The sequence below is a fragment of the Methylomonas rosea genome, from assembly GCF_024505055.1.
Taxonomy (GTDB): domain Bacteria; phylum Pseudomonadota; class Gammaproteobacteria; order Methylococcales; family Methylomonadaceae; genus Methylomonas; species Methylomonas rosea.
In genome coordinates this window covers 1-8,761 of record NZ_JANIBL010000101.1, presented here as the reverse complement: position 1 = coordinate 8,761, position 8,761 = coordinate 1, and the positions used below count along the sequence as shown (strand labels likewise).

7 protein-coding genes and 3 tRNA genes are annotated in these 8,761 nt (G+C 51.8%); 1 reads left to right on the top strand and 9 read right to left on the bottom strand.

Going from position 1 to position 8,761, the window contains the following annotated elements; all coding sequences use genetic code 11:
• Positions 1 to 66: 66 nt before the first annotated feature.
• The 7 genes from NP589_RS20800 to NP589_RS20770 form a co-directional block, all read right to left on the bottom strand.
• Positions 67 to 142: transfer RNA gene (locus NP589_RS20800), tRNA-Asn, on the bottom strand.
• A gap of 22 nt (positions 143 to 164) precedes the next feature.
• Positions 165 to 241, bottom strand: a tRNA-Arg gene (locus NP589_RS20795).
• Between the two features lie 56 nt (positions 242 to 297).
• A tRNA-Ser gene (locus NP589_RS20790) sits at positions 298 to 388 on the bottom strand.
• 10 nt (positions 389 to 398) lie between these two features.
• On the bottom strand, positions 399 to 590 hold the full coding sequence (gene csrA, locus NP589_RS20785) for a carbon storage regulator CsrA (protein WP_020482891.1): 192 nt from the start codon (positions 588 to 590) through the stop codon (positions 399 to 401).
• Positions 591 to 834: 244 nt separating this feature from the next.
• The gene (locus NP589_RS20780) at positions 835 to 1,026 is read right to left on the bottom strand and encodes a hypothetical protein (RefSeq protein ID WP_020482892.1); all 192 of its coding nucleotides are present in this window, start codon (positions 1,024 to 1,026) and stop codon (positions 835 to 837) included.
• 577 nt (positions 1,027 to 1,603) lie between these two features.
• Positions 1,604 to 2,398: an ethanolamine ammonia-lyase subunit EutC gene (gene eutC / locus NP589_RS20775; protein WP_256608685.1), complete on the bottom strand. Its 795-nt coding sequence runs from the start codon at positions 2,396 to 2,398 to the stop codon at positions 1,604 to 1,606.
• 2 nt (positions 2,399 to 2,400) lie between these two features.
• Complete coding sequence (locus tag NP589_RS20770) at positions 2,401 to 3,783, bottom strand: ethanolamine ammonia-lyase subunit EutB (RefSeq protein WP_256608684.1); 1,383 nt, start codon at positions 3,781 to 3,783, stop codon at positions 2,401 to 2,403.
• 227 nt (positions 3,784 to 4,010) lie between these two features.
• Between NP589_RS20770 and NP589_RS20765 the strand changes: the two genes are divergently transcribed.
• The gene (locus NP589_RS20765) at positions 4,011 to 5,456 is read left to right on the top strand and encodes a flavin monoamine oxidase family protein (RefSeq protein ID WP_256608683.1); all 1,446 of its coding nucleotides are present in this window, start codon (positions 4,011 to 4,013) and stop codon (positions 5,454 to 5,456) included.
• 252 nt (positions 5,457 to 5,708) lie between these two features.
• Here NP589_RS20765 and NP589_RS20760 read toward each other — a convergent pair whose 3' ends face one another.
• Together NP589_RS20760 and NP589_RS20755 are read right to left on the bottom strand one after the other, a co-directional pair.
• Positions 5,709 to 6,431 carry a PEP-CTERM sorting domain-containing protein gene (locus NP589_RS20760; protein WP_256608682.1) on the bottom strand — a complete coding sequence of 241 codons (723 nt, stop codon included), beginning with the start codon at positions 6,429 to 6,431 and terminating at the stop codon, positions 5,709 to 5,711.
• A 147-nt stretch (positions 6,432 to 6,578) separates the two neighbouring features.
• On the bottom strand, positions 6,579 to 8,030 hold the full coding sequence (locus NP589_RS20755) for an alkaline phosphatase PhoX (protein ID WP_256608681.1): 1,452 nt from the start codon (positions 8,028 to 8,030) through the stop codon (positions 6,579 to 6,581).
• Positions 8,031 to 8,761 lie beyond the last annotated feature (731 nt).

Here is an 8,761-nt window from a genome sequence, read left to right as displayed (position 1 = left end):
CCGACCCGGAGGCTCCCATTCAGGCAAAAAAAAGCCCCACATTTGCATGTGAGGCCTTAATTTATTTGGCTCCCCCGGACGGGCTCGAACCGCCGACCTAGTGATTAACAGTCACCCGCTCTACCGACTGAGCTACAGGGGATTAATATTTTGCTGTCTCGATATGGCGCGCCCGGAGAGATTCGAACTCCCGACCGCTCGGTTCGTAGCCGAGTACTCTATCCAGCTGAGCTACGGGCGCTTATCTGAGCCGCTTATTGTCTTTCTTTACCTAACCTATGTCAAGGTTTTATTTAGTGGCGGAGAGAGAGGGATTCGAACCCTCGATGCGCTTTTGGCACATACTCCCTTAGCAGGGGAGCGCCTTCGGCCTCTCGGCCATCTCTCCTATAACTTACTCAGCCCTCCGTACTCCCTGCTTCGGACTGCTCTTTCTTAATTCTCTCGTAGATTTCTTCCCTATGAACAGATATATCTTTTGGTGCATTTACGCCAATTCTAACTTGATTTCCTTTTACCCCGAGAACTGTAACAGTCACATCGTCACCAATCATCAAGGTCTCTCCTACTCTACGAGTCAAGATAAGCATACTATCTCCCTACACTATTAATGCGCTTTGTTACTGCAACATACTCGAACCGACGATTATATCCGTTTTTGAGAAAAAATAAAGATATATTTGGAACAGCTTTAAAGGAAAAACATACTGGATAACAAACATTGGCCGAAATCATGACAATTTAGATTATGGGCAAACCTGACGGCAACCTGTCTCATGACTGATTTCGACTCAAAAGACAATGATCAGAGACAAATTCGTGTATTTTTCTGAGTTATCCCTTAGACAGCCATTCATGGCGCATTGTATCCAGACTCTGCATCAATTCGTCTAATGCTTTAACCGATTCTTTATGTAAAGGATGAGCATGATTATGAACCGGGTGCTTAGTATCGTTCATTAGTTCATCAATGAAACGCTCTGCCTCCATAATATCTTGTGGAAGCGAATCTGATTTTTCGGCCATCTGAATAACAAACAGGTTTATAGTAATTTGCGCATAAAAAAGCCCACAATTAAGTGGGCTTCGTCCGGTGTTATTTTTATGTTTTTTGGACGCCTGATATCTGTGATAGCAGGTTAATAGCTTGCGCTTTTATTATTGTTGTACCGTTACACGGTCGCATTCCCTCCCCCAATAGATACGAAGCTTTTTGGCCCGTATTGACCTAAGTCAAGGTGAGGGCATTCTAGTGCACTTAAATCGCTTTGTCCAGAAAAAGTGCGACGATTTGTCGCAATCTTAAACTGACGAAATATAATGGCAAATAGTCAGCAAGAAAGGCTTCATCGCAATCTCCAAATACAAATAGAGGTTACGAAGTGAAGTTCTGATTCTCTGCCATGCTGAACCGGGTGATGCCCGATCCGCGCGCCGAATAAGTATTCCTGCACCGTCGAATCCGGATGAGCTCAAAAACGCCATAGAGAACATGGACAAAGTACCCACTGAGCGGCCGAGTTCCGCAACTGGATAGCAATCGGGTTTCAGGAATTTCATTGTCAACCTTGACTACAGCCGAGCAGCAAGTGCAACGGTATGTTTACAAAGCACTTTCTGAACCGAGCTTACACTTTTGCAAAGCCACGTCGCCAATCTCTGTAAGCCTCTCCGGCATGTCGTCCTTGAGCGCCACACCCGAAAAACCACACCGCAAGGCCTGCTCGCTCAAGTAAGCCAACTTGATTGCAGCGGCCTTAAAAGACAGCCCCGTGGGCGGGCGAATATTGGAGATGCAGTTGCGTTCGGCATCGGTATTGCCTGGCTTGGGTGAGTAGGTTAAATACATCCCCAAACTATCGGCTGCACTAAGACCCGGCCGCTCGCCGACGATGATCACCACCAGCCGCGCGTTCAACATTGCACCAATTTCATCCGCCAAGGCCACCCGACCGTTAGCGACCAGACAAATCGGCCCCATCCGCAATCCGTGCTCGGCATATGCGGCAACCACTGTGTGCAGCAAGGCCAAACCATGCTCGTCCACGGCGGTGGAAGACAAGCCGTTGCTGACAATCAAGGCCAGGTCAATGGTTTGGTTTGCCCGCGTTGCGAGTAATTCGCGACTGGATTGCGCGAGCCGGCGCCCAAGATCGGGACGTTGTAGGTACTGCTCGCGACTAACAACCGGCGTCGCCAGGATCATTGGCTCCAGTCCCAGTTGTTCCACGCCCCCGGCAAAACCGGCTATATCCCAAACTTGGTGTACCGCATCCCTCGCACTGGCATGTGCAAGTTGAAAGTCCAGCAGCGCGCTAGTCGGCAAGCTACACCCTGCCCTCCCTTGCGCAATTCTGGCTTGGGTAAATTGCCGTAATGTAAACCAGGGATCGGTCATCGTTAAGCCTTCGGCAAACCATGAAAGTTACCCAGCAACGGCGCGGCATTGCGCGCATCAGCCAAGCGGTTCCGCTCGTCGAATATCCCCATTCGCTCCAGCCAGGCCTCGAACTCCGGCGCTGGCCGCAAGCCCAACACTTGCCGCAGATACAGCGCATCGTGAAACGAGGTACTTTGATAAGCCAGCATCACGTCATCGGCGCCCGGTATGCCCATGATGAAATTGCAACCGGCCACACCCAGCAGCGTCAGCAGTGTATCCATATCGTTCTGGTCGGCTTCAGCATGGTTGGTGTAACAAATGTCGCAGCCCATCGGCACACAAAGCAGCTTGCCGCAAAAATGATCCTCAAGACCAGCGCGGATGATTTGCTTGCCATCATAGAGATATTCAGGACCGATGAAGCCGACCACGGTATTGACCAATAGCGGATTAAACTCCCTGGCCACCGCATAAGCCCGCGCCTCGCAGGTCTGCGCGTCGATACCGTGATGGGCATTGGCAGACAGTGCACTACCCTGCCCGGTTTCGAAATACATCAATTGCTGGCCGACACTACCGCGCCCCAAGGCTTCAGCCATGGCCTTGGCGTCCTGGAGCATTGCCAGATCGATACCAAAACTGCGATTCGCCGCTTCGGTGCCGGCGATGGATTGAAATACCAAGTCCACCGGCGCGCCGCGCTGCATCAGTTCCATGCTGGTAGTAACGTGAGCCAACACGCAAGACTGGGTAGGGATTTGGTGCTTGACGATAATCTCGTCGAGCAGATTCAGCAGCGTGTAGACATTGTCCAAATTATCGGTAGCCGGGTTAATGCCGATCACCGCATCGCCGCTACCGTAGAGTAATCCGTCCAGGATGCTGGCGGCGATGCCGCGCGCGTCGTCGGTCGGGTGATTGGGTTGCAGGCGGGTGGATAGGCGGCCCGGCAAGCCAATGGTATTGCGAAAGCGGGTAACGACGCGGTAACGCCGAGCTACAGCAATCAGATCCTGATTGCGCATGATCTTACTGACGGCTGCGGCCATTTCCGGCATAAGCCCCGCCGAGATTGCCGCCAAGTCGCTATCCTCAGTTAACAACCAATCGCGAAACTCGCCGACGCTCAAGTTTGCAATCGGCGTAAATGCCACGGCATCGTGCTGATCCAAAATCAATCGGGAAACTTCATCCAGCTCAGGAGCGATCAAAGGCTCTTCGATGAATTGCCGCAAGGGTACGTCGGCCAACACTTGCTGAGCCACTGCGCGCTCGACTTCGGAAACCGCCGCCAATCCGGCCAATTCATCCGCCGCCCGGCGCGGTGAAGCCTTGGCCAGCAAGGTACGCAAATCGCGAAAATCAAAGCTTTTGCCCTTTACAGTTGCGGAATAATTCATTAGCCAGACAGGTTATGATGGGATAAACGCCGAGAATACGACAAGTTTGTGACTATTATGTGACGCGACAAACACCTTGCCCTCAAGTCACTACCCTGCAATATTTCGCCCATATTCTAGTAATAACTAGCGATACCAAGCCGAATGAATTAGGCCCTACTAAGCCGTTTAGGCCAGGATTTGGCGTTATTGTCAAGCGGCTTGCAAACATCCTTAAGGTGACGCAGATGACCACCCTATCTCTCAAGCAATCCAACCGTTTCATAATATTCATAATTTTGACCTTGTCGCTGAGCCAGCGCTCCGCCACACTGTCCGCCGAGCCGCTTAGCGCCGATGTCTTGATCGTCGGTGCCGGCCTATCGGGTTTAAGTGCAGCGTATCATTTGAAAAAAGCCGGTAAAACCGCTCTGATTCTGGAAATGAGTCCGCATATCGGCGGCCGCATCCGCACCGCATCTTATCCGGACGGCGCGCATGCCGAAGTGGGTCTGGAAGAGTTTTGGGAAAACAACCCGGCTATCGAAATTTTTAAAGACCTGAAAATTCCGATGGAAACGGCGTACAGCAGTTTTTCCAGTTTCTATTACCAGGGCAAGCTCTATCCTTTCACCCAAGACTCCAATCCGGAGTTTCTGCGCTCCGTGCTGGATACCGACGAACTGCACGCTTACAAACGCTGGGACGCCAAAATGGCCGAGCTTTATCGACAATTGCAGCAGCGCCCCTTACCGGACGAGTTGCTGGCATTAATGGAAACGTCCTTTGCCGACTGGATCAAAAACACCAGTGGCCTGTCCCCCAAAGCCCAGGAGCTAGTGCGCATCGAAACCGAACCGGAGTACGCTACCTCCTGGCAAAAAATCAGCGCACTGGACGGCATTGCCGAATGGCATTATTTTTCCGGTAAAGGTTTAGCGCCGCACCATGTAATTGGCGGCAATCAACGCGCCGCGCAAGCGCTGGCAAATTTCATCGGCAAGGACCGCATCCGGCTCAGCCAATTGGTCACCCACATCAAAGCCACGGCAAGCGGAGTGGAAGTGCTTACATCCGACCAAGGCAGCTATCAGCAACAGCTTTTCCGCGCCAAATACGTAATCTCCGCGATTCCGTTGTTCCGGCTTAACGACATCCAATTTACTCCGGAGCTCAGCGCCGAGCATAAACAAGCGATCCAAACCCAATCCGCCGGCGCTTACTTTACCGCCCACGTGAGGGTCGACAACGCCGCCGGCAGTTTTTGGACTTACGACGGCGAAAGCGTCTTGCCGATTATGACCGACAGTCCTTTGGGGGTGATTTACGGAGGCGAATCCAAACCCGGCGGAGATGCGCTGTTGAATTTATTGGTCAGCGGCGCGGACGCGGAGCGCTTTAACTCGCGGATTAACGATCCGGACCAGATACAAGAAGCATTGTTAACCGCGTTCGATAAACAATGGCCGGGCTTTCGGCAAGCGGTCAAGCAAATGAGTTTTTACCGCTACCATCCGCGCGCCATCGCCTCTTGGCCGGTCGGGCGCTCACGCTTCGATGCGTTGTCCGACTCACTAAGAAAGCCGCAAGGCCGCGTCTATTTTGCAGGAGATTTTACCGAAGACACCCACTCGAACGGCGCCAGCCAATCCGCATTGCGGGTGGTTAAGGATATTTTGCAGAAAAGTGATTAAGCCACTCCTTAAATACCGTGCCCTTTATGCGTGGGTATTAGGTCTGACGAAGGGCATGCAACATGAGGCTTCGACCCGCTAATCCCGAACGAGATACCAGCAATACACACTACCTGTCCAATAATTGCTGTCGAATAGTATTCTTATAAAAATCAGATAGTTGGATTAAAAATCGCCTTCTTAAAAAGCAGCGGCAAGCTTGCCTTGCCGCCCAAAGAGTAAGGCCACGTCCCTGTGTTGACTTTTAATAAATTAAGCGTTGCGACGAACACCCAAAAAGCCTAACAACGCGGAACCGAATAACCAGACTGCGCCTGGCACTGGCACGGCAGCTACGGCAGTACCTGATACCGTTACCATATCGAAACGCCAGGTGCCGGCAGTGCCATAAGTGCCGGTTGGAGAAGATGCCGCGTATGCGCTAGTTGCGGGCGCGAAAGCGGCCAAAACGCGAAAGCCGAAATTAGCATTGTTGGCTACGCCGGCAATGCTGCTTAAATCTACTGAACGGCCATTAAACCAAGTATCGCCTGTTGCACCGCTAAACAAGGAAAAGTCGGTCCAGCTGCTGCCGTCCGTGGTGTATTGCACTTGCTCGTATTTAGAGGAGGTATTGCTGTGGCGCAAGTCGTAGCTGATCTGAATATTATCGAAACCCACCGTGCTGACCAGATACTGCGTACCGCGAGTTTTATTGCCCGCACCTTGAGCGGCATAACCGCTTGTATTCCAACCGCTATCATCGCCTGTCGCTGGGTCGGATGAACCGCCGCTGGCATCGCCACTGGCAAAAGTTGCCGTGGTGCCAAGCAGCGAAGCCGCGCCGCTGCCAATGCTAGGAGAAGTTGAACCGGTGCCGGTGGCAGCGTCAGCAGGATTGGAGTTGAAATTCCATTGCGTAATTACAGCCGCTTCCGCGCCGGCGCTTACAGATAAAGCCACCAGCACGGCGACCATCATCATTTTTTTGTTCATGTTTGGATTCTCTTAATTATTCGTGGTCAAGAAGAAATTTTCCGGGCTAGACAAGCAGTCCGGAAGCTACCCATCACAAAAAAGCCCGACATAAAGCCGGGCTTCTTATCAATCTAAAGCGGGAACATTCCCTGCTCCCTTAAGCAATTAGGCTTTGCGGCGGCGCAGGCCGATCATGCCGGCAATTGCGGAACCGAACAACCAAACCGCGCCAGGTACTGGTACGGCAGCCGGAGTCGCAGTAATCATCATGGTACGGTCGTTGCCGCCAGTAGGATGTTGGATGTTGACGTATGCCAAGTTAGCATTGAACTTATCAAAATATAGACCCGTAAATTCAGATCCTGGAGTACCGTTAGAAGCCCAGCGAGCCAGACCTTCACCAGCGTCCAACAGATCCCCATCTTTATTGAGGTCTTTGGCAAACCAAATATCGTCGTCAACCGCGCCATCGCGGTCTTCGATGATGTATATATTGCCTTCGGCGTCGATTGCCAAATTATCGGCATTTCTCAGACCGCCGCCCACCGCCAATCCAGTCGCCAGATCAATGGTGTTGGAATCAGCAAACAAACTAACACTGTTTGTAGCAACATTGAAATTGTAAACGCGGCTACGTCCGTCGGTAGTGTTAGCGTTATTGTCGGAATCGGTAGTAGCGAAATAAATCAGCTGGTTGCCACCCAGGTTTTGAATTTCCAAATCTTCAGGACGGTTGTAACCAGTAGCAGCCACTGCGGCCGCTGATGCACGGCCATCAATATTTCCATCGACCGCCAGGACAGAAACACCTGCTAAAGCACTACCGCTAGCACTAGTGATAGCCTCCCAAGTGAAACCACCGGTGATAGCCGGACCGTTGTTACCCTCGAATTGGCTACCGGCACCCACTTTCATTACAAAGGTTTGGCCTGCGGCGAAAAAGTCGTCGCCTGTGGTCGCTAGCGGATTTGCCGAAACGTATTTGAAAACCCCGCCGCCATTCAACTCGTCGACAAAATACAGGCTGTTGTTGCTGTCAAAAGCCAAGCCTTCGTGAGATACATGCGGAACTACAGAGCGCTGTACAAAATTACCGCCATTGGCTGTCGCTGTGGTTGCATTGGTCACTTCGAACAAACGACCTTTAGTGCTGTTTGTACCCCAGGATTCTTCGGCAGTCAGATAACTTCCCCAAGGTGTCCAGCGCGACGCATCACCAGACACAAAACCCTGAGTGCCTGGCGCCACGATCGTCGTAGTGCGAGTATTGTAGTTGGCATCTTGCAAGTCGATACGTTGCACTCCGCCAGTGCCTGTTTCAAACGGCATGAACAAATATCGGCCGGCGTTGGGACCAGTTTCATTCGCGGTAATCATGTCCCAATTTCCTGAATTTGAGCCTGGCACCTGGGTGTTTTGATTCGTGCGTTCAGCAATACTGATCTGCGTAAAGCCAGGGTTTGATAGCGTAATAGGCGCGGCAGCATTAGTAGCGACGCCCGCAGAACTCGCCAGCGGAGTGAAATTGTCAAACAGCGTATCTGCCGCTTGAGCAGTCAAAGGCGAAACAACAGAGGCAACTGCCGCTGCGATCAGTGTCATTTTAAAAACTTTCATGATTCATTATTCCTAAAGCAAAGTCGGTTAATTGTTTTTGGTTTTCCGCAAAAATCTGCCTCACAGAATTTGCAGAAAGAATGTTAACCAGCACTCAAGAAATTAAAGTTGCAGTTCTGTTAAGTTTTCGTGACATGTAATACGCTGCTAGCACCTAACTTGCCGCGACTAAAATCGTCTTGTCTACTCTCCCCAGCAGCCATTCCTGCTCTTCAACTTAGCGAATATCGAATCCCCGGCGATCCCTGTCAACAAAAGTCATGCCAATCGGGGACTCAGTATGGCAATTAGGCTCCAAGATGCTCGAGAGCGGATATTTACGGTCCTGCTCCTAACAAAAGCTTGGCGTAACGATTCCGAACGGACAAAAATCGCTTACTTACTCTGGTGCACCCCAAGAAACCTTGGCGAGTTGGCATGTGCAGAATGGCACATCATTGAATATGTCCTGAATACGGAGTTGTTTCAGTAACATCAAGAGACACCCCAGTGAGGAAAGCACCAACACCTTAGGCGGCCTGATTGGCGTGGCTGCCGCGCCTCACCCTGGCGGAGGATCGATAACCGGCGGCAGAGTTGCCCAAGTGGCCGGCTGGCCTTTTGTCGGTTTAGTCAGTTTTGTCAGTATGGGGTGGCCCGCAATCGGGCGCGGTAGCCGGGTGGCTCACCCATGCAACAGAAGCACGGCGGCGAAGCCTTGGGCGGCCTGGTTGGCGTGGCGGCCATGCCTT

Excerpts from the sequence above, each read along its gene's own strand:
- csrA (WP_020482891.1), bottom strand. The coding sequence starts at position 590 with ATGCTTATCTTGACTCGTAGAGTAGGAGAGACCTTGATGATTGGTGAC.
- NP589_RS20780 (WP_020482892.1), bottom strand. The coding sequence starts at position 1,026 with ATGGCCGAAAAATCAGATTCGCTTCCACAAGATATTATGGAGGCAGAG.
- eutC (WP_256608685.1), bottom strand. The coding sequence starts at position 2,398 with ATGACCGATCCCTGGTTTACATTACGGCAATTTACCCAAGCCAGAATT.
- NP589_RS20770 (WP_256608684.1), bottom strand. The coding sequence starts at position 3,783 with ATGAATTATTCCGCAACTGTAAAGGGCAAAAGCTTTGATTTTCGCGAT.
- NP589_RS20765 (WP_256608683.1), top strand. The coding sequence starts at position 4,011 with ATGACCACCCTATCTCTCAAGCAATCCAACCGTTTCATAATATTCATA.
- NP589_RS20760 (WP_256608682.1), bottom strand. The coding sequence starts at position 6,431 with ATGAACAAAAAAATGATGATGGTCGCCGTGCTGGTGGCTTTATCTGTA.
- NP589_RS20755 (WP_256608681.1), bottom strand. The coding sequence starts at position 8,030 with ATGAAAGTTTTTAAAATGACACTGATCGCAGCGGCAGTTGCCTCTGTT.